This is a genomic window from Streptomyces sp. NPDC027185 (assembly GCF_055567035.1).
In genome coordinates, this window is record NZ_JBVHRF010000001.1 from 230,813 (window position 1) to 255,278 (window position 24,466).

18 protein-coding genes are annotated in these 24,466 nt (G+C 71.2%); 6 read left to right on the plus strand and 12 right to left on the minus strand.

The genetic code is table 11. The features are described 5' to 3' along the window. Positions 1-91: 91 nt before the first annotated feature. Positions 92-3,634 (minus strand): DNA polymerase III subunit alpha, encoded by a 3,543-nt coding sequence (dnaE, locus tag ACZ4M8_RS01005; RefSeq protein WP_467602230.1) that lies wholly within the window; start codon positions 3,632-3,634, stop codon positions 92-94. Between the two features lie 348 nt (positions 3,635-3,982). Between dnaE and ACZ4M8_RS01010 the strand changes: the two genes are divergently transcribed. From ACZ4M8_RS01010 to ACZ4M8_RS01025, 4 genes are all read left to right on the plus strand, one after another. Continuing rightward, a complete protein-coding gene (locus ACZ4M8_RS01010; RefSeq protein ID WP_467602232.1) occupies positions 3,983-4,657 on the plus strand; it encodes a hypothetical protein in 675 nt (224 codons plus the stop codon). Between the two features lie 101 nt (positions 4,658-4,758). After that, positions 4,759-5,628 carry a thioredoxin domain-containing protein gene (locus ACZ4M8_RS01015; RefSeq protein ID WP_467602234.1) on the plus strand — a complete coding sequence of 290 codons (870 nt, stop codon included), beginning with the start codon at positions 4,759-4,761 and terminating at the stop codon, positions 5,626-5,628. A 196-nt stretch (positions 5,629-5,824) separates the two neighbouring features. Then, positions 5,825-6,763 (plus strand): thioredoxin domain-containing protein, encoded by a 939-nt coding sequence (locus ACZ4M8_RS01020; RefSeq protein ID WP_467602236.1) that lies wholly within the window; start codon positions 5,825-5,827, stop codon positions 6,761-6,763. 139 nt (positions 6,764-6,902) lie between these two features. Then, the gene (locus tag ACZ4M8_RS01025; RefSeq protein ID WP_467603418.1) at positions 6,903-8,537 is read left to right on the plus strand and encodes an alkaline phosphatase D family protein; all 1,635 of its coding nucleotides are present in this window, start codon (positions 6,903-6,905) and stop codon (positions 8,535-8,537) included. A 118-nt stretch (positions 8,538-8,655) separates the two neighbouring features. On the opposite strand, the gene ACZ4M8_RS01030 is transcribed toward ACZ4M8_RS01025, so the two are convergent. Then, positions 8,656-9,261 (minus strand): dienelactone hydrolase family protein, encoded by a 606-nt coding sequence (locus ACZ4M8_RS01030; protein ID WP_467602238.1) that lies wholly within the window; start codon positions 9,259-9,261, stop codon positions 8,656-8,658. Between the two features lie 173 nt (positions 9,262-9,434). Between ACZ4M8_RS01030 and ACZ4M8_RS01035 the strand changes: the two genes are divergently transcribed. Continuing rightward, the gene (locus ACZ4M8_RS01035; protein WP_467603419.1) at positions 9,435-10,517 is read left to right on the plus strand and encodes a mechanosensitive ion channel family protein; all 1,083 of its coding nucleotides are present in this window, start codon (positions 9,435-9,437) and stop codon (positions 10,515-10,517) included. A gap of 43 nt (positions 10,518-10,560) precedes the next feature. Here ACZ4M8_RS01035 and ACZ4M8_RS01040 read toward each other — a convergent pair whose 3' ends face one another. From ACZ4M8_RS01040 to ACZ4M8_RS01055, 4 genes are all read right to left on the minus strand, one after another. Then, entirely contained in the window at positions 10,561-12,168 is a 1,608-nt protein-coding gene (locus tag ACZ4M8_RS01040) for a Na+/H+ antiporter (RefSeq protein ID WP_467602240.1), read from the minus strand. 114 nt (positions 12,169-12,282) lie between these two features. Further along, on the minus strand, positions 12,283-13,224 hold the full coding sequence (locus ACZ4M8_RS01045; RefSeq protein WP_467602242.1) for an RluA family pseudouridine synthase: 942 nt from the start codon (positions 13,222-13,224) through the stop codon (positions 12,283-12,285). Positions 13,225-13,293: 69 nt separating this feature from the next. After that, positions 13,294-13,896: a signal peptidase II gene (gene lspA / locus ACZ4M8_RS01050; protein WP_467602244.1), complete on the minus strand. Its 603-nt coding sequence runs from the start codon at positions 13,894-13,896 to the stop codon at positions 13,294-13,296. A 517-nt stretch (positions 13,897-14,413) separates the two neighbouring features. Beyond that, positions 14,414-15,175, minus strand: coding sequence for a TraR/DksA family transcriptional regulator (locus ACZ4M8_RS01055; RefSeq protein WP_467602246.1), 762 nt, complete (start codon positions 15,173-15,175; stop codon positions 14,414-14,416). Between the two features lie 538 nt (positions 15,176-15,713). Here ACZ4M8_RS01055 and ileS point away from each other — a divergent pair. Then, positions 15,714-18,869 (plus strand): isoleucine--tRNA ligase, encoded by a 3,156-nt coding sequence (gene ileS, locus ACZ4M8_RS01060; protein ID WP_467602248.1) that lies wholly within the window; start codon positions 15,714-15,716, stop codon positions 18,867-18,869. A gap of 488 nt (positions 18,870-19,357) precedes the next feature. Here ileS and ACZ4M8_RS01065 read toward each other — a convergent pair whose 3' ends face one another. From ACZ4M8_RS01065 to ftsZ, 6 genes are all read right to left on the minus strand, one after another. Further along, the gene (locus tag ACZ4M8_RS01065; RefSeq protein ID WP_467602249.1) at positions 19,358-20,464 is read right to left on the minus strand and encodes a DivIVA domain-containing protein; all 1,107 of its coding nucleotides are present in this window, start codon (positions 20,462-20,464) and stop codon (positions 19,358-19,360) included. A gap of 49 nt (positions 20,465-20,513) precedes the next feature. Next, positions 20,514-20,807 (minus strand): YggT family protein, encoded by a 294-nt coding sequence (locus ACZ4M8_RS01070; protein WP_399092355.1) that lies wholly within the window; start codon positions 20,805-20,807, stop codon positions 20,514-20,516. Between the two features lie 68 nt (positions 20,808-20,875). After that, on the minus strand, positions 20,876-21,496 hold the full coding sequence (locus ACZ4M8_RS01075; protein WP_399092352.1) for a cell division protein SepF: 621 nt from the start codon (positions 21,494-21,496) through the stop codon (positions 20,876-20,878). A gap of 124 nt (positions 21,497-21,620) precedes the next feature. Continuing rightward, entirely contained in the window at positions 21,621-22,340 is a 720-nt protein-coding gene (locus ACZ4M8_RS01080) for a YggS family pyridoxal phosphate-dependent enzyme (RefSeq protein ID WP_467602251.1), read from the minus strand. Continuing rightward, positions 22,337-23,074, minus strand: a complete 738-nt coding sequence (pgeF, locus tag ACZ4M8_RS01085; RefSeq protein WP_467602253.1) for a peptidoglycan editing factor PgeF — start codon at positions 23,072-23,074, stop codon at positions 22,337-22,339. Before pgeF ends, ACZ4M8_RS01080 begins: the two co-directional genes overlap by 4 nt. A 13-nt stretch (positions 23,075-23,087) precedes the next feature. Further along, positions 23,088-24,314: a cell division protein FtsZ gene (gene ftsZ, locus ACZ4M8_RS01090; RefSeq protein WP_450958598.1), complete on the minus strand. Its 1,227-nt coding sequence runs from the start codon at positions 24,312-24,314 to the stop codon at positions 23,088-23,090. Positions 24,315-24,466 lie beyond the last annotated feature (152 nt).

Below are 24,466 nucleotides of genomic sequence, written 5' to 3' on the forward strand. Positions count from 1 at the left end.
GCCGCGGGCGGAGGTCAACGGACGTCCGTCCGGGGGAAGTCGAGGGGCGCGCCCGCAACGGGCGCGCCCCTCGAAGGTGTGCGGTACGGACTCAGCCGGCCAGGCAGGACGGACCGAGCAGCACCTTCAGATCGCCGAAGAGCGACGGGTCGGGCGTGACGCGGTGCCGGTCGAGGCGGAGGACCGTGGTCTTGCGGGTGCCCTGGAGCTTGATCCGTACCTCGGTGGAGCCGCGGTGGCTGGTCAGCACCTCGCCGAGCTTCTCCACCAGCGGCGGGGTGACCTTCAGCGTCGGGATGGTGATCGTCACGGGGGCGTTGGCGCCGGCCTCCGAGAGGTCGGGGACCATCATCTCCATGGCGACCAGCCGCGGTACGTCCTCACGCTTGTCGAGCCGTCCCTTGACGAAGACCACCGCGTCCTCGACGAGCTGGGTGGAGACGAGCTGGTAGGTGGCGGGGAAGAACATGCAGTCCAGGGAGCCCGCCAGGTCCTCGACGGTGGCGATGGCCCAGGCGTTGCCCTGCTTGGTCATCTTCCGCTGGAGGCCGGAGATGATGCCGCCGATGGTGACGATCGAGCCGTCGGAGTAGTCGCCGCCGGTCAGCTGGGAGATCGCGGCGTCCGCCTTGTCGGAGAGGACGTGCTCAAGACCGAAGAGCGGGTGGTCGGAGACGTACAGGCCGAGCATCTCGCGCTCCTGGGCGAGCAGGTACGTCTTGTCCCACTCGACGTCGGAGAACTCGACGTCGAGGCCGAAGCCGGGGCCGTCGTCACCGCCGTCGTCGCCCATGCCGCCGAAGAGGTCGAACTGCCCCTCGGCCTCCTTGCGCTTGACCTGCACGACGTTGTCGATCATCGGCTCGTACTGCGCGGTGAGGCCCTTGCGGGTGTGGCCCATCTCGTCGAACGCGCCCGCCTTGATCAGCGATTCGGTGGTGCGCTTGTTGCAGACGACCGCGTCGACCTTGTCGAGGTAGTCGGGGAACGAGGTGTACTTCCCCTTGGCCTTGCGGCACCGGATGATCGAATCGACGACGTTCTGGCCGACGTTACGGACCGCGGTGAGGCCGAAGAGGATCACGTCGTCGCCCTGGGCCGCGAAGTTGGCCAGCGATTCGTTGACGTTCGGCGGCAGCACCTTGATGCCCATGCGCCGGCACTCGTTGAGGTAGACCGCCGACTTGTCCTTGTCGTCGCGGACCGAGGTGAGCAGCGCGGACATGTACTCGGCCGGGTAGTTGGCCTTGAGGTAGGCCGTCCAGTAGGTGACCAGGCCGTACGCGGAGGAGTGCGCCTTGTTGAAGGCGTAGCCGGCGAACGGGACCAGGACGTCCCACAGCGCCTGGATCGCCTGGTCGCTGAAGCCGTTCTTCTTGGCGCCCGCCTGGAAGAGGACGAAGTTCTTCTCCAGCTCCTCGGGCTTCTTCTTGCCCATCACGCGGCGGAGGATGTCGGCCTCGCCGAGCGAGTACCCGGCGACGATCTGGGCGGCCTTCTGGACCTGCTCCTGGTAGACGATGAGGCCGTAGGTCAGGCCCAGGACCTCCTTGAGCGGCTCCTCCAGCTCCGGGTGGATCGGCGTGATCTCCTGCCGGCCGTTCTTGCGCTCGGCGTAGTTGGTGTGGGAGTTCATGCCCATCGGGCCCGGACGGTACAGGGCCGAGACGGCGGAGATGTCCTCGAAGTTGTCGGGCTGCATCTGGCGCAGCAGCGACCGCATCGGACCGCCGTCGAACTGGAAGACGCCGAGCGTGTCACCGCGGCAGAGGAGTTCGTAGGTCTTGGGGTCGTCCAGCGGGATCTCCAGGAGGTCCAGCTTGATGCCCTTGTTGGCCTCCACCATCTTGCGGGCGTCGTCCATGATGGTGAGGTTGCGCAGGCCCAGGAAGTCCATCTTGAGCAGGCCCAGCGACTCGCACTGGGGGTAGTCCCACTGTGTGATGGTGACGCCGTCGGTGTGGCGCACCCAGACCGGGGCGTGGTCGACGATCGGCTCGCTGGACATGATCACGCCCGCGGCGTGCACGCCCATCTGCCGGACCAGGCCCTCGACGCCCTTGGCGGTGTCGATGACCTTCTTGACGTCCGGCTCGTTCTCGTACATCCCCCGGATCTCGCCCGCCTCGCTGTAGCGGGGGTGCTTGGGGTTGGTGATGCCGTCGAGGTCGATGCCCTTGCCGAGGACGTCGGCGGGCATCGCCTTGGTGAGGCGGTCACCCATCGCGTACGGGTAGCCCAGGACGCGGGCGGAGTCCTTGATGGCGTTCTTCGCCTTGATCTTGCCGTAGGTGCCGATCATGGCGACCTTGTCGGCGCCGTACTTCTCCGTGACGTACCTGATCACCTCGACGCGCCTGCGCTCGTCGAAGTCGATGTCGACATCGGGCATGGAGACGCGCTCGGGGTTGAGGAACCGCTCGAAGATCAGCCCGTGCTCGATCGGGTCGAGGTCGGTGATGCCCATGGCGTACGCGACGATCGAACCGGCCGCGGAGCCTCGGCCGGGGCCCACCGCGATGCCGTTGTTCTTCGCCCACATGATGAAGTCGGCGACGACGAGGAAGTACCCGGGGAACCCCATCTGGATGATGATGTCCATCTCGTACTCCGCCTGCTTCTGGCGGTCGTCCGGGATGCCTCCGGGGAAGCGGCGGGCCATACCGCGCCGGACCTCTTCCTGGAACCAGGTGACCTCGGTGTAGCCCTCGGGGATGTCGAACTTCGGCATCAGATCGCGCTTTTCGAACATGCCGGTGGTGTCGATCTGGTCGGCGATCAGGCGCGTGTTGCGGCAGCCCTCCTGCCAGGCGTCCGAGGAGTCGATGGCGTACATCTCGTCGGTGGACTTGAGGTAGTAGCCGGTGCCGTCGAAGCGGAAGCGGTCGGGGTCGGAGAGGTTCTTGCCGGTCTGGATGCACAGCAGCGCGTCGTGGGCGGTGGCCTCGTGCGCGTAGGTGTAGTGCGAGTCGTTGGTGACCAGCGGCGGGATGCCCAGCTCCTTGCCGATCTTGAGGAGGTCCTCGCGGACCCGGCGCTCGATGTCGATGCCGTGGTCCATCAGCTCCAGGAAGTACCGGTCCTTGCCGAAGATGTCCTGGTACTCGCCCGCCGCCTTTCTGGCCTCCTCGTACTGGCCCAGCCGCAGGCGGGTCTGGAGCTCGCCGGAGGGGCAGCCGGTGGAGGCGATCAGGCCCTCGGACCACTGGGCGATGGTCTCCTTGTCCATCCGCGGCCACTTCTGGAGCCAGCCCTCGGCGTAGGCGTCCGAGGAGAGGCGGAAGAGGTTGTGCAGCCCGGTCTTGTTCGCCGCCCAGATGGTCTTGTGGGTGTAACCGCCGGAGCCGGAGACGTCGTCGCGCTTCTGGTGCGGCTGGCCCCACTGCACCTTGCGCTTGAGCCGCCGCGACTCGGGGGCGACGTACGCTTCGATGCCGATGATCGGCGTGACCCCGGCCTTCTGCGCGGAGTGGAAGAAGTCGTACGCGCCGTGGAGGTTGCCGTGGTCGGACATGGCGATGTGCGTCATGCCCATCTCGTTGCACGCGGCGAACATGTCCTTGAGCCGCGCGGCACCGTCCAGCAGCGAGTACTGGGTGTGGACGTGCAGGTGCGTGAAGGGCGGCTTGGTCACGGCGGGAGACCTCCGGAGAAGGGCGGCGGACGGGGGCACGACGAGCTACGGGCGGCGCCCTCGGCGCCGCACCGCGGAAGGTGTGGGCAGCTTCGGAGTCTACGGCCCGGCACCGACAACGCGGCTCCGCCGCGACCCGTGACGCGGGGGCGCGTGCCCGCCCGTCCGGCCCCCGCGGACGGGCGGCGGACGGCTCACGGCGCGGCCGCGGGCGCCCGTCCCAGCGGCCGCCGCACCGCCCCGCAAGCTGCCCGCACGCTGCGGAAACCGGCCCCCGGCCACCGGGGACGGCGTCCGCCCCGCACCCTCGGGGACCACGCGCGCGGGTTCATGGCACACTCGCTGGCAATGGACATCTCGGCGGCACACCTGCGGGCGGTGCGTGCGGCGCTTTTCACAGCGCTGTGCGTGGCGCTGTCCGCGGCGTCCCATGTGCTGCTGACGCGGATGCCGCTGCCGCTGACCACCGTCGCCGTCGTCTCGGGCGGGGTCTTCGCCCTCGCCTACGCGCTGGCCGGCAGCGAGCGGAGCTTCGGACGGATCGCCGCCCTGCTGCTGCCGCTGGAGCTGGCCGCCGACGCGGTCTTCAGCTACGGCCAGCACGCCTGCTACGGCCTCTCCGGCGGCCCGGTGACCGGTCCGCTGCACACTCTGGGCATCGATCTGCTCTGCGGCGGCGGTGACGTCGGCACCCCGCTGGCGCAGTTCTCCGGGCGGGGCGCCGGGCCGCTGCTCGCCGTCCCCGCCGGGTCCGGGTGGCTGCTGCTGCTCGCGCATCTGCTGGTCGGGCTGGTGGCCGCCGCCTGGCTGCGCCGCGGCGAGGCGGCGCTGGCGCAGCTGCTCGGCGCGGTCGCCCACTTCGCGTTCCGGCCGCTGCTGGCCGCCGTCGCGCTGTGTGTGCGGGTGCCCGCCCCGCAGCGGCCGGCCGTCCGCCGGGGCGCCGGGGGTCCGCCCGCGCCCCGCCCGCCGCTGCTGGTGCACTCCGTCGTCCGCCGTGGACCGCCCTGCGTGCCCGCTGCCTGAGCCCTTCCGGGCCGCAGCCCGCGTACCGCCCCGCTTCCCGGGTGCGTACGCGTCACGTACGCACCGCACACCCTTCCCACGGATTTCCCCGGAGACATGTCATGAGCAATCGCAACACCCAGGCCAACAAGCAGGCGGCGCGCGAGCGGCTGCGTGCCGAGCGTGAGCGGCAGGCGAAGAAGGACAAGATGCGGCGGCAGCTGACCGTCGGCGGCGCGATCGTCGCGGTGCTGGCGATCGCCGGCGGTATCGGCGTCATGGTCGCCAAGTCCGGTGGCGGCGACACCAACTCCGCGACCGCCACCGTCAGCGACATGGCCGGCGACAGCAAGGCGTGGGCCAAGGCGTCCAAGGCCAAGCTGGTCAAGCCCGCGCACACCAGCGGTGACAAGGGCACCACCCTCGTCATCGGCAAGGCGGACACCAAGCACACCCTGGAGCTGTTCGAGGACCCGCGCTGCCCCGGCTGCGCCAACTTCGAGCAGAACGTCGGCGAGATCGTCCAGAAGGACATCAAGGACGGCAAGTACAAGGCGCGGTTCCACCTGGCGACCTTCCTGGACGCCAACCTCAAGGGCACCGGCTCCAAGAACGCGCTCAGCGCGCTCGGCGCGGCGCTGAACGTCAGCCCGGACGCGTTCCTGGCGTACAAGGAAGCGCTGTACTCCAAGGAGTTCCACCCGGACGAGATGGGTCCGGACAAGTTCGCCGACGACAACTACCTGCTCAAGGTCGCCGACACGGTGCCCGCGCTGAAGGGCGACAAGGACTTCGAGAAGGCCGTGAAGGCGGGCGTCTACGACCGCTGGGCACTGGAGATGTCCGTCGAGTTCAACTCGCACGAGGACGTCAAGAACACCCCGACGGTGAAGCTGGACGGCAAGGTCATCGGGATCCAGAGCGGTCCGGGCAAGGTCGCCCCGTCCACCCCGGACGACTTCAACCGCATCGTCGGTGAGGGCCTGAAGTAGGGCTCCGGGCGGCGGGCGCGCGCCCGCCGCCCGATGCCAAATCTTGACCCGGGAGTCTGCCGTGGACATGGCAGACTCCCGGCATGCCCCCCACGCTCCTCCTGATCCGCTGCCTGCCGCACCGCGGCCCGCCGTTCCCCGGTGCGTACGCCATCGACGCCACTGCCAGCCGCAGCACCGAGGGATCGGGACACAGATGAGCAACGGCACCAGCCGGAAGACCCCGTCGGCCGCCCGTGAGCGGATCCGGGCCGAGCGGGAGCGGCAGAAGAAGAAGGACCGGGTCCGGCGTCAGCTGACCGTCGCCGCCGTCGTGGCGGGCGTCCTGGTCGTCGCGGGCGGCGCCGGGTTCGCCGTGGTGAAGGCGACCGAGCCGACCGGGTGGGAAGCGGCCAAGGAGGCGAAACCGGTCGCCCCGGCGCACACGCAGGGCAAGAACGGCACCGAGATCGTCATCGGCGAGAAGAGCGCCAAGGAGACCCTGGAGGTCTTCGAGGATCTGCGCTGCCCGATGTGCGCCTCGTTCGAGCAGTCCTCCGGCGCCTCCCTGCGCAAGGACATCGAGGACGGGCGGTACAAGGTCCGCTTCACGATGTACACCTTCCTCGACGGTGCCCAGGGCGGCGAGGGCTCCAAGAACGCGCTCAGCGCGCTCGGCGCGGCGCTGAACGTCAGCCCGGAGGCGTTCCTCACGTACAAGTCGGCGCTGTACTCGCTGAAGAACCACCCCGAGGAGCAGGACGACGCGTTCGCCAAGGACGCCGTCCTCCTCAAGATCGCGTCCGAGGTGCCGGAGCTGGCGCACAACAAGGGCTTCGAACAGGCGGTGAAGAAGGGCACCTACGACCGCTGGGCGATGGACATGACCGCGCAGTTCGGCCGCAAGGGCGTCAAGGGCACCCCGACCTTCCTGCACGGCGACAAGAAGCTTCAGCTGCCGCCGGTACCGCAGCAGCGGATGACGCGGGAGCAGTACAACCAGCTCGCCGACGCCAACTTCAAGAAGATGATCGACAAGGAGTTCGGCCCGGCCCAGGGCGGGCCCGGTGTCGCCAAGGGCGAGAAGGACCCGAGCGCCGGGAAGGACGGTGCGCCGGGCATCGCGAAGGGCGAGAAGGACCCCGCCGCGCGCTGAGCGGACGCGGCAGATGTCCGGCAGGCGGCGGGCGAAAGAATTCCCGATTCCGGCGCGCCCGGAGGCTGCCCGCCGCCCGTACCGGCCAGTAGGGTGAGCGGCCGTGACCGATCATGACCAGCTCTCGCGCCGTACCGCCATGACGGCCGCGGCCGCCACCGCCGCCCTGCTGCCGCTCGCCGCGGCCGCCCCCGCCTCCGCCGCGTCCGCGGCACCGTCCGCCGCCGGCAAGGGCGCGACCGGGCCCGCGCCGGAGTTCTGCCACGGTGTGGCGTCCGGTGATCCGTTGCCCGACGGTGTCCTGCTGTGGACCCGGGTGACGCCCGATCCCGACGCGGTCCCCGGCTCGGGCCGGGGCGCCGCCACCGACGTCACCTGGGAGGTGGCCGCCGATCGCGGCTTCACCCGCGTCGTGGCGCACGGCACCGTACGGACCTCCGCGGCGCGCGACCACACCGTCAAGGCGGACGTCCGCGGGCTGCGCCCGGCCACCGCGTACTTCTACCGCTTCACCGCGGACGGGCGGACCTCGCCGGTGGGCCGCACCCGTACCGCCCCGGCCCACGACGCGGCGGCCGGCCACGTCCGCTTCGGGGTGGTCTCCTGCGCCAACTGGGAGTCCGGCTACTTCTCGGCCTACCGCCACCTCGCCGCCCGCGCCGATCTGGACGCGGTGCTGCACCTGGGCGACTACCTCTACGAGTACAAGTCCGGCGAGTACCCGGAGTTCAAGGAGGTCGTCCGGCCGCACTCCCCCGCCCACGAACTCCTCACCCTCGCCGACTACCGCGTCCGGCACGGCGTCCACAAGACCGACCCGGACGCACTGGCGATGCACGCCGCGCACCCGGTGATCGCGATGTGGGACGACCACGAGTTCGCCGACAACGCCTGGTCGGGCGGGGCGGTCAACCACCAGCCGGACACCGAGGGCCCGTGGGCGAGCCGGATGGCGGCTGCGAAGCAGGCATACTTCGAGTGGATGCCGGTGCGCCCGTCGACCGCCGGGACCACCTACCGCCGGCTGCGCTTCGGCACCCTCGCCGATCTGCACCTGCTGGACCTGCGGTCGTTCCGCGACGAGCAGGCGAAGCCGGGCAGCGGCGCGGTCGACGACCCGGGCCGCACGCTCACCGGGCGGGCCCAGCTGGACTGGCTCAAGGCGGGTCTGGAGCGCTCGGACACCGCGTGGCGGCTGGTCGGCACCTCGGTGATGATCTCGCAGGTGGCGTTCGGCTCCGTCCCGGCGCATCTGCTCGGGCCGCTCGCCGAACTCCTCGGCCTGCCCAAGGAGGGCATCGCCGTCAACACCGACCAGTGGGACGGCTACACCGACGACCGCCGGGAGCTGCTCGGCCACCTCGGCGACCGGGGCATCGGCAACACCGTCTTCCTGACCGGCGACATCCACATGGCGTGGGCCAACGACGTGCCGGTGAAGGCGGCGACGTACCCGGCGACCGCGCCGGTGGCGACGGAGTTCGTGGTCACCTCCGTCACCTCGGACAACCTCGACGACATCCTGCACGTCGCCCCGGGCACCCTCTCACTGCCCGCGGCCACCGCCGTCCGCGCCGCCAACCGCCATGTGAAGTGGCTGGACATGGACGCGCACGGCTACGGCGTCCTCGACGTCGACGCGGAGCGGACGCAGATGGACTACTTCGCGGTCTCCGACAAGCGGGACCCGGAGGCGACGAGCGCGTGGGTCCGCTCGTACCGGACCCGGTCGGGGACGCAGCGGGTGGAGCGGAGCGACGCGCCGGTGCGGTGAGTCAGGGGCGTGCGGGGCGTGCGTGTGCAGGGCGTGCGTGTGCGCCCCGCACGCCTTCGCGCCGGGCCGGAACGGGACCGCCCGGCCGGGCCCGCGCCCGCGTTCCGGCCCAGGAGGTTCAGAGCGTTTCCAGGAAGCCCAGCGCCGTCCGCCAGGCGCTCTCCGCCGCCTCCGGGTCGTGGTCGGGCAGGTCCGGGTCGGTGAAGAGGTGGCCGGCGCCCGGGTAGCGGAAGACCTCGACGTCGGCGCCGGCCCGGCGCATCTGGAGGTACCAGGCGGTCTGCCAGTCGTGCGGCTCGAACGGGTCGGGGTCGGCGACGTGCAGCTGGACCGGCAGGTCGTCGGCCTCGGTGCCCTCGGCGATGTCCGAGGTGCCGTGCATCAGCAGCAGCCCGCGGGCCTTCTCGTCGGCGAGCGCCAGGTTCTGCGCCACCGCGCCGCCGAAGGAGAACCCGGCGTAGACCAGACCGCGGTCGGAGTAGGGCGCCGCCGCCGTCACCGCGCGCCGCAGCAGCGTCTCCTTGCCGATCTCCTCCTTGATCTCCATACCGTCACCGACGGAGTCCGCGGTCCGCCCGTCGAACAGATCCGGGACGATCACCTCATGGCCCGCGGCCCGCAGCCGGTCGGCGGCGGCGTGCACCGCGGGACGCAGCCCGCACACCGAGTGGAACAGCACAATCGTCGCGGCACCGCTGGTCGCGGACTCGCTGGTGGGCGGCACGTACATCACTTCCCTGGGGTCGGAACGGCAGCCTCCCATCCTGCCAGGCGGGGCCGCGGCCCCCGTCACAGCCACCGCGCGCCGGGTGCCGTACGGTGCCCTGATGCCGTACGCCGGGCCCGCCGGGGTGCGGCGGACGGACACCCGAGCCGAGGAGGAAATGCGACGTGTCCCTGGAGGACGTGCTGCGCCCGCTGAGCGTCATCGGCGGTTCGGTCGTCGTCACGGCCGTCCTGGGCTGGCTCGCCGACCGCGTACTGCGCCGGATCGACGCCGCCCACCCCGAGACCCCGCTGTGGGGCGCGCTGCGGCGCTGCCGGATACCGCTGCAGGTCCTGCTCTGCGCGGCCCTGCTGCGCGGGTCGTACGACGCGACCGGCCTCGACCTGGTCCGCGATCACCAGGTGGGCATCGGCCGGACGCTGACCCTGGTGCTGATCGCCGCGTCGGCGTGGCTGACGGTGCGCGCCGCGGCGGCGATCGTCCAGTCGTCGTACTCGCGCTACGCGGCCAACGCGCACGACGCGGCGCGGGTGCGGCGGGTGCGGACGCAGATCACGCTGATCCAGCGGGTGGTCAGCGCGATCGTGATCATCGTGGCGGCGGCGGCGATGCTGCTGACGTTCCCGGCGATGCGGACGGTCGGCACCTCCGTCCTGGCCTCGGCCGGTCTGCTGGGCATCGTCGCCGGTGTCGCGGCCCAGTCCACGCTGGGCAACCTCTTCGCCGGACTCCAGATCGCCTTCGGCGACATGGTCCGCATCGGTGACACGGTCGTGGTCAACGGCGAGATGGGCACGGTCGAGGAGATCACCCTGACGTATCTGACCGTGCGGACCTGGGACGAGCGGCGGATCACCATGCCGGTGTCGTACTTCACCGCCACCCCGTTCGAGAACTGGTCACGCGGCGGCGCCCAGCTGACCGGCACGGTCTTCCTCCACCTCGACCACACCGCGCCGCTGGAGGAGATGCGCGAGCAGCTGCACCGGATCCTCCAGGAGTGCCCGGAGTGGGACGGTCGCGCCTGGAGCCTGCTGGTCACCGACACCACCCCGTCGACGCTGGTGGTCCGCGCGCTGGTCACCGCCCGCGACTCGGACGCCCTGTGGCAGGTCCGCTGCCGGGTCCGCGAGCGGCTGATCGCCTGGCTGGCGGCCGAACACCCCGCCGCGCTGCCGCGGATCACCACCGCGCCCGCCCCCGCCGGCCACGGCCCGGAGCTGGGCAGACAGCGCACCGCCGAGGAGCGCTGAGCGCGTGGGGCCCGGTCCGGCGGCGGACCGGGCCCCACGTGGCTCACCCGTGCGCCTCCGGTGTGCTGCGCAGGCTGCGCATGTCGAGCTGGCGCAGCACCCGGTCGACGATCTCCGGGTCGGCGCCCGGCTCGTTGCGGGCGGCGAGCACCTCGTGGCGCGCGGCGGACAGCATCTCGTTCTGGATGCGCTGCACCTTCTTCATGCGGGTGATGCGCTTCTCGAAGTGCTCGCGCCGGTCGTCGTCGACGATGTCCGGCGCGATCCGCGCCCCGATGTCGTACGCGCGGCGGGCCAGCTGCTCGCTGATCTCCTCGGGCAGCTCCTCGACCTCCAGGATCTCCTTGAGGCGGTGCTTGGACGCCTTGATCACGCGGAGCGCCAGCGCCCGCTCCAGCGCGTCCTCGGCCTCCGAGTCGGCCTTCACCCGCAGCTTGCGCACCAGCCAGGGCAGCGTCAGCCCCTGCACGATGAGGGTGGTGAGCACCACCGCGAAGGCGATGAAGAGGATCTCCTCACGCGCCGGGAAGTCCCCGCCGCCGTCCACGGAGTACGGAATGGCCAGCGCCAGCGCCACCGACGCCACCCCGCGCATCCCCGACCACCACATGATGATCGTCTCCCGCCACGACATCGGGATGTCCTCGTCGTAGTCGCGGCGCTTGTGCATCCGCTTCGCCAGCCAGGCGGCGGGCAGCAGCCACAGCAGCCGGACGACGACGACCACACCGACGACGGCGGCACCGGCCCGCAGCAGTTCGCTCCAGTGGCCGGAGGCGGCGCCGACGATGTTGTGCAGCTCCAGACCGATCAGTCCGAACGCGACGCCGGTGACGAGGGTGTCGACGATCTCCCAGAAGGTGTATCCGGCCAGGCGGCCCATCACGTCGTCGGCGTCCACCGCGTACTCGGCGAGGAAGAGCGCGCAGGTCAGCACGGCCAGCACACCGGAGCCGTGGAACTCCTCGGCGAGGACGTAGGCGACGAACGGCACCAGCAGCGTCAGGCCGATCTGGAGGGTCGGGTCGCCGAGGACACCCATCAGCTTGTTGGCGACCCAGCCGATGACCAGACCCACGGCGAGGGCGACGACGGCGGAGAGCACCAGGGAGCCGACCGCGCCCGGCACGGAGAAGGTGCCGCTGACCGCCGCGGCGAGGGCGACGTGGTAGAGGACGATCGCGGTGACGTCGTTGAACAGCCCCTCGCCCTCCAGGATGGAGACCATGCGGCGGGGCAGCCCCAGCTTGCCGGCGACCGCCGTCGCGGCGACCGGGTCGGGCGGGGCGACGAGCGCGCCGAGCACCACCGCGGCGGCCAGCGGCATCCCCGGCACCACGGCTTGGGCGACCGCCGCGACCGCCGCCGTGGTGGCGAAGACCAGCGCGACGGCGAGCAGGAAGATCGGGCGGATGTTCGCCGTGAACTGCCGCCACGAGGTCCGCTGCACCGCCGCGTACAGGAGCGGCGGCAACACCAGCGGGAGGATGTACTCGGGCGGGATGTCGACGTTGGGAACGAACGGCAGGAGCGCGAGGACGGCACCGGCCATGGTCATCAGCACCGGCGAGGGCAGGCCCAGCCGGTCACCGAGCGGGACCGTGACCACCGCCCCCAGGAGAAGCACGAACAGCAGGGCGAGCTGGTCCACGGGGTTACGCTCCGGTGTCGGGATCGATCACTTTTCGTCCCAAGCCTGCCATGTCCGGACAGAAAGCGGACGGTCACCTTCCGCTGACGACCGGACCCGGAAAACGATGGAGCGTCAGGAACTCTCGTCCCGCACGGTGTCCAGCGCCCGCTGCAGATCCTCCGGGTAGGCGCTCTCGAACTCGACCCAGCGGCCGTCCGACGGATGCTCGAACCCCAGCCGCATCGCGTGCAGCCACTGCCGGGTCAGCCCCAGCCGCTTGGCCATCGTCGGGTCCGCGCCGTACGTCAGGTCTCCGACGCAAGGGTGGCGGTGGGCGGACATGTGCACCCGGATCTGGTGGGTGCGTCCGGTCTCCAGCTTGATGTCGAGGAGGCTGGCGGCGCGGTACGCCTCGATGAGGTCGTAGTGGGTCACCGACGCCTTGCCCTCGGCGATCACCGCCCACTTGTAGTCGTGCTGCGGATGGCGGCCGATGGGGGCGTCGATGGTGCCGCTCATCGGGTCCGGGTGGCCCTGCACCAGCGCGTGGTACCGCTTGTCGACCGTCCGCTCCCGGAACTGCTGCTTGAGCAGGGTGTACGCGCGCTCGGACTTGGCGACGACCATCAGCCCGGAGGTACCGACGTCGAGGCGGTGCACGATGCCCTGGCGCTCGGCGGCGCCGGAGGTGGAGATGCGGTACCCGGCGGCGGCCAGTCCGCCGATGACGGTGGTGCCGCTCCAGCCGGGGCTGGGGTGCGCGGCGACGCCGACCGGCTTGACGATCACCACGACGTCGTCGTCGTCATGGACGATCTCCATGCCCTCGACGGGCTCGGCGACGATCTCGACCGGCGCCGGCGCCTGCGGCATCTCGACCTCCAGCCAGGCGCCGCCGTGCACCCGCTCGGACTTCATCACCTCGGAGCCGTCGACCCGGACCTTGCCGGCGGCCGCCAGCTCCGCGGCCTTCGTACGGGAGAAGCCGAACATGCGGGCCAGCGCGGCGTCGACGCGCTCGCCCTCCAGGCCGTCCGGTACGGGCAGGGTGCGGATATCGGGAAGCGTGCTCACCCCACGAGTATGGCAGTCCGACCGGAGTGGCCCGCCCGGCGGCCGACGGGCCCGCCCGCGTGGGGCGGATCAGTCCTTGTGGAGCGTGCCGTCCGGGTCCAGGCCCCGGAAGGAGAGGATCACGATCAGGATGCCGCCGCAGACGATCGCGGAGTCGGCGAGGTTGAAGACCGCGAAGTGCGCCGGGGCGATGAAGTCGACCACCGCGCCCTCGAAGACGCCCGGCGAGCGGAAGAGCCGGTCGGTGAGGTTGCCGAAGGCGCCGCCGAGCAGCAGCCCCAGCGCGATCGCCCACGGCAGGCTGTAGAGCTTGCGCGCGATCCGGAAGATCACCACGATCACCGCCACCGCGATGATCGTGAGGAAGATCGTCAGCGCCTCCCCCATGCTGAACGCCGCCCCGCGGTTACGGATCACCGACAGCTGCAGCAGCGTCCCGACGACCTCGACCGGCGCATGGTGCTCCAGCTTCGCGACCACCAGCAGCTTGCTGCCCAGGTCCAGGACGTACGCGACGAGCGCGACCAGCAGCAGCGCCGGGATGCGACGCTTGCCGCGGCTCTCGCCCCGCTCCGGCTCCGCCGGACGTCCCCCCTCCGAACCCGCGTCGAAGTCCGCCCCGGAACCCGATCCGGATTCCGGCGTACCGGTGATGCGTTCCGCCTCTGCCACTGTGCGCGTCCCTCAACCCGTAGCGTCCCCGCCAGGCCACGCCTGGCTGAGGAACGAGAGTACGGCACCCACCCGGAGGACCGCCGGGGCCGGGTGCACCGGGCGACGGACGGACACGGCCGGGCCCGGACGGCCGTGAACGGGGGACGGATACGCGCAGGAGCGGCGCGGCCCGGGGCCGGAGGGCCCGGGGCCGAGGCGTACGGGGCCGAGGCGTACGGGGCCGAGGCGTACGGGGCGGCCGGACGCGGGGCCGGGCGTGGTCGCGACCGGGGCCGGGCGTGGTCGCGACCGGGGCCGGGCGTGGTCGCGACCGGGGCCGGGCGGCGCGGGCGAGGTCCCGGCCCGGCGGCGCACCCCGGACCTCGGGAACGTGCCCGGCGTCCGGGCGTGTGCCCGGGTCCGGGAGCGTGTCCGGCGTCCGGCGTCCGGCGTCCGGGAGCGTGCCCGGCGTACGAGGGAACGTGCCCGGCGCGCGGAAGGGCCCCGGACCGGCCACCCCGTGGGGCCCCGCCCCTCAGCCGCGCCGTTCCTGCTTCTGTTTGCACTCCACGCAGAGGGTGGCCCGGGGGAACGCCTGCATCCGGGCCTTGCCGATCGGGTTGCCGCAGTTCTCGCAGAGCCCGTACGTGCCCGCGTCCAGACGGCCCAGGGCACGTTCGGTCTGGAAGAGCATCTCGCGGGCGTTGGAGGCCAGCGCCAGCTCGTGTTCGCGGGTGATGTTCTTGGTGCCGGTGTCCGCCTCGTCGTCGCCCGCGCCGTCCCCGGAGTCCCGCATCAGCCCGGCGACGGCGTCCTCGGAGGCGGCGATCTCGGTCCGCAGCCGCTCCGCCTCGGCCAGCAGACCGGCCCGCGCCTCGTCGACCTCCTCCGGTGTCCAGGGGTCCTCGCCCGGCCGGACGGCCAGGTCGTCGGGGGCGGCGGTCGCGAGGGCCGCGGCCGCAGCCGGGTCCGTGCCGTGCGCCGCCGCGGTCTTCTCCGTCACCGTCCGGGCTCCCGTCTTCCTCGCCGTCGTCTTCGCCGTCTTCCTCGCGGCGGCCGTCTTCTTCGCCGGGGCCTGGGCCTCGGCCGTCTCCCGCGGCGCGGCCTTCTTCGCCGCCGCCTTCTTGGCCGGGGCCTTCCTCGCCGTCTTCCTCGCCGGGGTCTTCCGGGTCCCGGCCGGTGTCTCCGGGGTGCCGGAGTCCGTCGCCCCGGTGTCCTGGGGAGCGGCGGGACGGGCCGCGGCGGGTTCCTCGGCGGGTGTCGTGCTCTTCTGCGCGGCGGACTTTTTCGCCACCATGGCCGCGACCCCTTCACCTATGTGATCTTGTTCGCGAATCGTGACGGGAACGATAAATCGCCACACGAAGTGCGGCAACGGGACGCACCGCCCATATCCCCGCTCTGCCCCGGTTCTGCCCCCGCCGCCACCCGCCCAACCACCGGACCCGCCGCCCACGGCCCCGGCCGCCGCCACCACCCGCCCGCGCCCGCGTTCGGGTGGCGGCGGGGCCCGGCCCCCGCCGGGGAAAACCGGTCGGTCACCGTCCCCGCCGCCCCGTACACTGGGCGCAGCGACAGGCGTCGATGGGACGAGTAGCGTCGTAGGCAGCCAGCAGCGATCCGGGGACGGTGGGAGCCCGGAGGCGTGCGCGACGTGAAGATCACCCCGGAGCCGCCGGAAGAAAGCCCGCGCAGCGTCCCGGGCGAGTAGAACCGGCAGCGCGACCCCAATGAGGGGGCGGTGGCAGGTCACCGCCAAGGAGGGTGGTACCGCGGGAGCAGCGCTCTCGTCCCTCCGGACGGAGAACGCAGCAGGTGTCCGCCGGAGGAACCCGATGAGTGAGCAGCCGCAGTACCGCCAGGTGCCCGCGCAGGTCGACCTACCCGCCCTTGAGCACGCCGTGCTCGATTTCTGGCAGGAACAGAAGGTCTTCGCCCGCACCCTCCAGCAGTCCGAGGGCCGGCCCGAATGGGTCTTCTACGAGGGCCCCCCGACCGCCAACGGCATGCCCGGCGCCCACCACATCGAGGCCCGCGTCTTCAAGGACGTCTTCCCCCGCTTCCGCACGATGCAGGGCTACCACGTCGACCGCAAGGCCGGCTGGGACTGCCACGGCCTCCCCGTCGAGCTGGCCGTCGAGAAGGAGCTGGGCTTCAACGGCAAGAAGGACATCGAGGCGTACGGCATCGCCGAGTTCAACGCCAGGTGCCGCGAGTCGGTGACCCGCCACACCGACGCCTTCGCCGAGCTGACGACCCGCATGGGGTACTGGACCGACCTCGACGCCCCGTACCGCACCATGGACCCCGACTACATCGAGTCGGTGTGGTGGTCGCTGAAGGAGATCTTCTCCAAGGGCCTGCTGGTCGAGGACCACCGCGTCGCCCCCTGGTGCCCCCGCTGCGGCACCGGCCTGTCCGACCACGAGCTGGCGCAGGGCTACGAAACGGTCGTCGACCCGTCCGTCTACGTCCGGCTGCCGCTGACCTCCGGCCCGCTCGCCGGCCAGGCGTCGCTGCTGATCTGGACGACCACGCCCTGGACGCTGGTCTCCAACACGGCCGTCGCCGCCCACCCGGACGTCACGTACGTCGTCGCCACCGACGGCCACGAGAAGCTGGTCGTCGCCGAGCCGCTGCTGGAGAAGGCGCTCGGCGAGGGATGGAGCGCCACCGGCGAGTCGTTCACCGGCCGCGAGATGGAGCGCTGGGCCTACCGCCGCCCGTTCGGCTTCGTCGAACTGGAGGGCGCCAACTTCGTCGTCAACGCCGACTACGTCACCACCGAGGACGGCACCGGTCTCGTCCACCAGGCCCCGGCCTTCGGTGAGGACGACCTCAAGGTCTGCAAGAGCTACGGCCTGCCGGTGGTCAACCCCGTCCGTCCCGACGGCACCTTCGCCGAGGAACTGCCGCTCGTCGGCGGCGAGTTCTTCAAGAAGGCGGATGAGGCGCTCGTCGCCGACCTCGACGCCCGCGGCCTGCTCTTCCGGCACGTCGCCTACGAGCACAGCTATCCGCACTGCTGGCGCTGCCACACCGCGCTGCTCTACTACGCGCAGCCGTCCTGGTACATCCGCACCACCGCCGTCAAGGACGCCCTGCTCCGCGAGAACGAGAACACCAACTGGTTCCCGGACTCCGTCAAGCACGGCCGGTTCGGCGACTGGCTGCAGAACAACATCGACTGGGCGCTGAGCCGCAACCGCTACTGGGGCACCCCGCTGCCCATCTGGCGCTGCGAGGAGGGCCACCTGACCTGCGTCGGCTCGCTCGCCGAGCTGACCGAGCTGACCGGCACCGACCAGTCGGGCCTGGACCCGCACCGCCCGTTCATCGACGCCGTCACCTTCGGCTGCACCCACGAAGGCTGCGCGCTCACCGCCACCCGCGTCCCCGAGGTCATCGACGCCTGGTACGACTCGGGCTCGATGCCGTTCGCGCAGTGGGGCTACCCGTACCGCAACAAGGAGCTCTTCGAGAAGCGGTACCCGGCGCAGTTCATCTCCGAGGCCATCGACCAGACCCGCGGCTGGTTCTACACACTGATGGCCGTCGGCACCCTCGTCTTCGACAAGTCGTCGTACGAGAACGTCGTCTGCCTGGGCCACATCCTCGCCGAGGACGGCCGCAAGATGTCCAAGCACCTGGGCAACATCCTCCAGCCGATCCCGCTGATGGACCAGCACGGCGCCGACGCGGTCCGCTGGTTCATGGCCGCCGGCGGCTCCCCCTGGTCCGCCCGCCGGGTGGGCCACACCACCATCCAGGAAGTCGTCCGCAAGACCCTGCTGACGTACTGGAACACCGTCGCCTTCCAGGCGCTCTACGCCCGCACCTCGAACTGGGCCCCCTCCGCCGCGGACCCGGCCCCCGCCGAGCGCCCGCTGCTCGACCGCTGGCTGCTCGGCGAGCTGAACACCCTCGTCGAAGGCGTCACCGAGGCGCTGGAGGCGTACGACACCCAGCGCGCCGGCAAGCTGCTGTCGTCTTTCGTCGACGACCTCTCCAACTGGTACGTGCGCCGCTCCCGCCGCCGCTTCTGGCAGGGCGACCCGGCCGCGCTGCGCACCCTGCACGAGGTCGTCGAGACGGTGACGCGGCTGATGGCGCCGCTCACACCGTTCATCACCGAGCGGGTCTGGCAGGACCTCGTCGTGCCGGTCACCCCGCAGGCGCCGGACTCCGTCCACCTGTCGTCGTGGCCGCTGGCCGACCCGGGACTGATCGACCCGGAGCTGTCCGCGCAGATGCAGCTGGTGCGCCGGCTCGTCGAGCTGGGCCGGGCCACCCGCGCCGAATCCGGCGTGAAGACCCGTCAGCCGCTCTCCCGCGCACTGGTCGCCGCGCACGGCTTCGCCGCCCTCTCCGACGACCTGCGCACGCAGATCACCGAGGAGCTGAACGTCACCTCGCTCGCCGCCCTCTCCGACATGGGCGGCTCGCTGGTCGACACCACCGCCAAGGCCAACTTCCGGGCCCTGGGCAAGCGGTTCGGCAAGGGCGTCCAGGCGGTCGCCAAGGCCATCGCCGCCGCCGACGCCGCGGCGCTCTCGCTGGCGCTGCGCGACGGTGCCGCGACGGTCGAGGTCGACGGCGAGACCGTCACCCTCGCCCCGGACGAGGTGATCATCACCGAAACCCCGCGCGAGGGCTGGTCGGTGGCGTCCGACGCCGGCGCGACCGTCGCCCTCGACCTGGAGATCACCCCGGAGCTGCGCCGCGCCGGTCTGGCCCGCGACGCGATCCGCCTCATCCAGGAGGCGCGCAAGAACAGCGGTCTGGACGTCTCCGACCGGATCGCCCTGCGCTGGGAGACCACCGACACGGAGCTGCGCACCGCCCTGGCCGAGCACACCGCGCTCATCGCCGACGAGGTCCTGGCCACCGCCTTCGCCGCCGAACAGGACGCGTCCGACACCGCCGACGCCTACGGCGAGCCGTTCACGGACGAGGCCCTGGGCCTCTCCTTCCGGCTCCGCAAGGCATAACCTCCGGCGGCACCGCCCGCCGTAGGTCACGGGCCCCCGGCACACTCCACGTGCGCCGGGGGCCCGGCGCTTTTCCCCGGTGGCCCCGACCGCGGCCCGCCGCGGCGGCGCCGACCGTGTTCCGTCGCGGCGGCGCCGGTGTCTCTTCCCAGCGAGTCCCGGCGGGCCCGGTGACCGAGGCGATTCCCCTCCCGGCGACCCCGGGCGACCGGTGCGATTTCCCTTCCGGCGTCACCGCGCCACCCCGCACCACCGCCCCCGAAAGAGCGCCGCACGAACGGGGGACGGCAGGCGCACCCGGGCTGACGACCCCTCGGAACGACCCGGTCCAGGGACTCCGTCCACCGCGTCGCGGCCCGTCCACCGGATGCGGTCCCGAGGGCGCCGCCCGGCATCCCCGTACGCGAAAGGGCCGGGCCCCGGGGGAACATGTCCCTCGGGGCCCGGCCCTGATTGCCGAACGTGTGCGACGCGGTGCGCCGTCTACGTCAGTTGTCGTCCTCGTCGATGAGGAAGCCGCGCATCGGCGACGGCGCCTGCCCCATCGGCTGCGGGCTCTGCGGCCGCACCGGAGCCATCGGCTGGGTCATCGCGGGCGCCATCTGCTGCTGGCCGCCGTACGACGGGCCGCCGCTGGAGCCGCCGTTGTGGCTGCCCATCGACTGACCGCCACCCATGGTGTGGTTGCCACCGCCCATGGAGCCGGCACCGGCCGACGCCATCGAGGGCGACGGCGGCAGCGACGCGGTCGCCGGGGTCCGCGGCGGGGCCAGCGAGTCGTCCGCCTGGTTCTCCAGCTGACGCAGCTGGCTCTCCAGGTACGACTTCAGACGCGTGCGGTACTCGCGCTCGAAGCCGCGCAGGTCCTCGACCTTGCGCTCCAGCGTGGCGCGGGCGGACTCCAGGGAGCCCATCGCGACGCGGTGCTTCTCCTGCGCGTCCCGCTCCAGCGCGTCGGCCTTGGCGCGGGCGTCCCGCTCCAGGCCCTCGGCGCGCGAACGCGCCTCGCCGACGATCTTGTTGGCCTCGGAACGGGCCTCCGCGATCGCCTGGTCGGCGGTCTGCTGCGCCAGCGACAGCACGCGCGCCGCGCTGTCACCGCCGGGACCGCCCTGCTGCTGCCCGCCCTGGGGCAGCTGCTGCGGACCGCCGGGGCCGCCCAGGGGGCCGCCACCCATCGGACCGCCGGGGCCCATCGGGCCGGGGCCGTGCGGACCGGCCTGCGGGCCGTGTCCACCGGGACCTGCGGGCAGCTGGGGTGCACCGCCGGGAAGCTGGGGAGGTCCACCCATCCCCTGCTGCTGCGGCGGGACCGGCTGCGGACCCGATATGGCGGCGGGCACCGGGGCCCCGCCGCGCTGCTGCTGCTCCTGCTGCTGGTCGGGTCCCTTACGCAGACCCTGCTGCTGGTTCTGCGCGGCGGCCCGCGTGGCGGCGGCCAGCTTCGCGCGCAGGTCCTCGTTCTCCCGCAGCAGACGGGTCAGTTCGGCTTCCACCTCGTCGAGGAAGGCATCGACCTCGTCCTCGTCATAGCCTTCTCGGAGGCGGACGGTCGTGAACTGCTTGTTCCGCACGTCCTCGGGGGTCAACGGCATCTCTACTTCACCTCAACGTAGTCGTCGGCAATCGGCAAGACCGTATCGTTCACACCAACAACACCGACCTCACAGCGGTGATCAGGATGTATACGATGATCATCAATACGAAGAAGGACAGGTCAAGCGCCACGCCCCCGAGACGCAGCGGCGGGATGACCCGCCGCAGAAGCTTGAGTGGCGGATCCGTGATGGTGTAAGCGGCCTCGAGAATGACGACCATTGCCTTGCCTGGCTGCCATGAACGGGCGAACTGGAACACGTAGTCCATCACCAGCCGGAAGATCAACACGATCAGGAAGCAGTACAGCGCGATGTAGATCACCTGCCCAAAGACATTCATCTTCGCGCGTCCCTCTCCCCTGATCCCTCGTGTCGGCCTCGCGGCCTCGGTGTGCCCGGTGTTGCGTCTCAGCTCTGGTTGAAGAACCCACCCTCTGCGATACGGGCCTTGTCCTCCGCCGTGACATCGACGTTAGCAGGCGACAACAGGAACACCTTCTGCGTCACGCGCTCGATGCTGCCGTGCAGACCGAAGACTAGCCCGGCGGCAAAGTCGACAAGTCGCTTCGCGTCGGTGTCGTCCATCTCCGTGAGATTCATGATCACCGGAGTGCCCTCACGGAAGTGTTCCCCGATGGTACGGGCTTCGTTGTAGGTCCGGGGGTGCAGTGTGGTGATGCGGTAAGGCTCCCGCTCGGACACAACTTTGGGCATGATCACCGGTGCGTTCTTCTCCAGATTCGGACGGTCGGGTGTGATGGATGCCACGGGGGCGATTCGGGCGGGTCGTCCGCTTTCCGCGGGCAGCGGAGCGGGCTCACGCTGCGCGGGAGGCTGTACGGATCTGACCGGCTCCTCCCGCTCCGGGCGTGTCTCCGGCTGCACTTGCTGCTGTTGCCGCCGTCCGCGGTCGGGCTCCGGATCGAGCTCGGGCTCGAACTCGTCATCGGGGTCGAACCCCCGGCCGTCGTACCCATCGTCCTCCACGAGGCCGAGGTAGACCGCCATCTTGCGCATCGCGCCGGCCATTCTCTGCGTCCTCCGCTCTGTGGTGGATCGGCTCCGTCACCGGGTGCCCTGGATCCACTGGGCCTGTCCCATTTTTTACGGGAATGACCATATTTTGTGCTGTGGTCCGACTTGCTTGGCGACGTTACCCGAGGCGTGGACGGACTCCGAGTACCGCAGTGCCGACGCGCACATGTGTCGCTCCGGCCGCCACGGCGTCCTCCAGGTCCGCGCTCATGCCCGCCGACACCATCGTGGCAGCAGGATAAGCGGCGCGCAGGTCGGTTGAGATTTCCATGAGCCGCTCGAACGCGGCCCGTTGGCGCCCGGCATACGGCCCGGCCAGCGGTGCGACCGTCATCACACCGTCCAGGCGCAGCCCTTGGGCACCGTCGATCGCCTCCGCGAGAGCGGCGACACCGTCCGGCGCCACCCCGCCGCGGTCGCCCCGCTCCCCCGCCCCGGCGTCCAGCGCCACCTGGATCAGACACCCCATCTCCCGCTCCGCGCGCACCGCTTCCCTGGAGAGCGCGGTGACCAGACGGGCGCGGTCGACGGACTGGACGAGCCCGGCGTAGCCGGCCACGGAGCGGACTTTGTTGGTCTGCAGTTGACCAACAAAATGCCAAGTAAGGGGCAGATCAGAACATTCGGCGGCCTTCGGTGCGGCGTCCTGATCGCGGTTCTCCGCGACCTGACGCACGCCCAGCTCCGCGAGCAGCCGTACGTCGCTCGCCGGGTAGGTCTTGGTGACCACGATCAGCGTGACCTCGTCACGCCGGCGCCCGGCTGCGGCGCACGCGGCGGCGATGCGCTCCTCGACCCGTGCCAGATTGGCGGCCAGTTCACTCCTGCGATCCGTCACAACGCCCCGTCCAGCCATACATAACTCGCGAGCCGCCCCGTGGTGCGGTCGCGCCGATAGGAGAAGTGGTCCGCCGATTCCAGGGTGCAGATGTGGGAATCTTCACTGACCGGTACGCCGGCGGCGGCGAGTTGGGCGACGACCCCCGCGGTCACATCGACCGCCGGGGTACCCCAGGAGGTGGTCGCCCACGCCTCGGGGACGACGGCCGCGACCTCGTCCCGCATCGCGGCGGGCACCTCGTAACACCGTCCGCACACCGACGGTCCGGTGTGCGCGGTGATCCGGTCGGGCCGCGCGCCCGCCGCGGTCATGGCGCGGACCGTTTCGGGCACCACACCCGCCACCATCCCGGGCCGTCCGGCGTGCGCGGCGCCGATGACCCCGGCGACCGGGTCGGCGAGGAGTACGGGGGTGCAGTCGGCGGTGAGCACCGCGAGGGCCAGGCCCCGGCGGGTGGTCACCAGCGCGTCCACACAGGGGATGTCGTCGTCGCGCCACGGGCCGTCGACCACCGCGACGTCCTTGCCGTGCACCTGGTTCATCCAGACCACGGCCCCGGGCGCGAGGCCGAGCTCCCGGGCGGCGCGGGCGCGGTTCTCCCGTACGGCCGCGGGATCGTCGCCGACCGCGCCGCCGAGATTGAGCTGATCGTACGGAGCGGCGCTCACCCCGCCCCACCTGTCGGTGAAGGCGAAGTGCGCGCCGCTCGCGTACCGCTGCTGCCCTATCACTGCTGTGCTTCGGCTACTTCAGGAAGTCGGGGACGTCCAGCTCCTCGGCCGCGGTGTCCGAGTACGGACGGGCCGGGGGCACCTGCGGGGTGGTGGGCTGCGGGGAGAGCACCTCGCTCAGCGAGGAGGGCTCGGCCGGGGCCGGCTCCTCGTCCCGCACCGGCACCGCGCCCAGTCCGGCGAAGGACGACGAACGCGGCTCGGGCGGGGTGACCGGACGGCTCGGGGCCGGGGCCGGCTCCTCGCGCTTGGCCGAGGAGGAGCCGATGACCGTGTCGCGGCGGGCCGGCGGCTGACCGCCGTCGAAGCCCGCGGCGATGACGGTGACGCGCACCTCGTCGCCGAGCGCGTCGTCGATGACCGCGCCGAAGATGATGTTCGCCTCGGGGTGCGCCGCCTCGCTGACCAGCTGCGCGGCCTCGTTGATCTCGAAGAGACCGAGGTCCGAGCCGCCGGAGATGGAGAGCAGCACGCCACGGGCGCCGTCGATGGACGCCTCCAGGAGGGGCGAGGAGATCGCCATCTCCGCGGCGGCCACCGCGCGGTCGTCGCCGCGCGCCGAGCCGATGCCCATGAGCGCCGAACCGGCCTCCGACATCACGGACTTGACGTCGGCGAAGTCGAGGTTGATCAGGCCCGGCGTGGTGATCAGGTCGGTGATGCCCTGGACACCCGACAGCAGCACCTGGTCCGCCGACTTGAACGCGTCCAGCACGCTCACCTGGCGGTCCGAGATGGACAGCAGGCGGTCGTTGGGGATGACGATGAGGGTGTCGACCTCTTCGCGGAGGCTGGCGATGCCGTCCTCGGCCTGGTTGGCCCGTCGGCGGCCCTCGAAGGTGAACGGCCGGGTGACCACACCGATCGTCAGGGCGCCCAGCGAACGGGCGATGTTGGCGACGACGGGGGCGCCGCCGGTGCCGGTGCCGCCGCCCTCGCCCGCGGTCACGAAGACCATGTCGGCCCCCTTGAGGACCTCCTCGATCTCCTCGCGGTGGTCCTCGGCCGCCTTACGGCCGACGTCCGGGTTGGCCCCGGCGCCGAGTCCGCGGGTCATTTCGCGGCCGACGTCGAGCTTGACGTCGGCGTCGCTCATCAGCAACGCCTGCGCATCGGTGTTGATCGCGATGAACTCGACGCCCTTGAGCCCGACCTCGATCATCCGGTTGATGGCGTTCACGCCACCGCCGCCGATGCCGACGACCTTGATGACTGCGAGGTAGTTCTGCGGTGCTGCCACGTCGAAGGCCTCTCGCCTCGAGTTACGTGTCGCCGCCTCACATTCCTTGTGGACGCCGACTGATGCCGATGGGACGGTCCGTTAATGCCGACCCGAACCCTAACGTTGAAGTTTAGGGTTACTTGTATCCGTGTTCCTTGGAAGCAAAGTCC

Coding starts and splice junctions, on each gene's coding strand:
- ACZ4M8_RS01015 (WP_467602234.1), top strand. CDS start 4,759: ATGAGCAATCGCAACACCCAGGCCAACAAGCAGGCGGCGCGCGAGCGG.
- ACZ4M8_RS01075 (WP_399092352.1), bottom strand. CDS start 21,496: ATGGCCGGCGCGATGCGCAAGATGGCGGTCTACCTCGGCCTCGTGGAG.
- ACZ4M8_RS01055 (WP_467602246.1), bottom strand. CDS start 15,175: ATGGTGGCGAAAAAGTCCGCCGCGCAGAAGAGCACGACACCCGCCGAG.
- ACZ4M8_RS01070 (WP_399092355.1), bottom strand. CDS start 20,807: ATGAATGTCTTTGGGCAGGTGATCTACATCGCGCTGTACTGCTTCCTG.
- ileS (WP_467602248.1), top strand. CDS start 15,714: ATGAGTGAGCAGCCGCAGTACCGCCAGGTGCCCGCGCAGGTCGACCTA.
- ACZ4M8_RS01010 (WP_467602232.1), top strand. CDS start 3,983: ATGGACATCTCGGCGGCACACCTGCGGGCGGTGCGTGCGGCGCTTTTC.
- ACZ4M8_RS01025 (WP_467603418.1), top strand. CDS start 6,903: ATGACGGCCGCGGCCGCCACCGCCGCCCTGCTGCCGCTCGCCGCGGCC.
- ACZ4M8_RS01065 (WP_467602249.1), bottom strand. CDS start 20,464: ATGCCGTTGACCCCCGAGGACGTGCGGAACAAGCAGTTCACGACCGTC.
- ACZ4M8_RS01020 (WP_467602236.1), top strand. CDS start 5,825: ATGAGCAACGGCACCAGCCGGAAGACCCCGTCGGCCGCCCGTGAGCGG.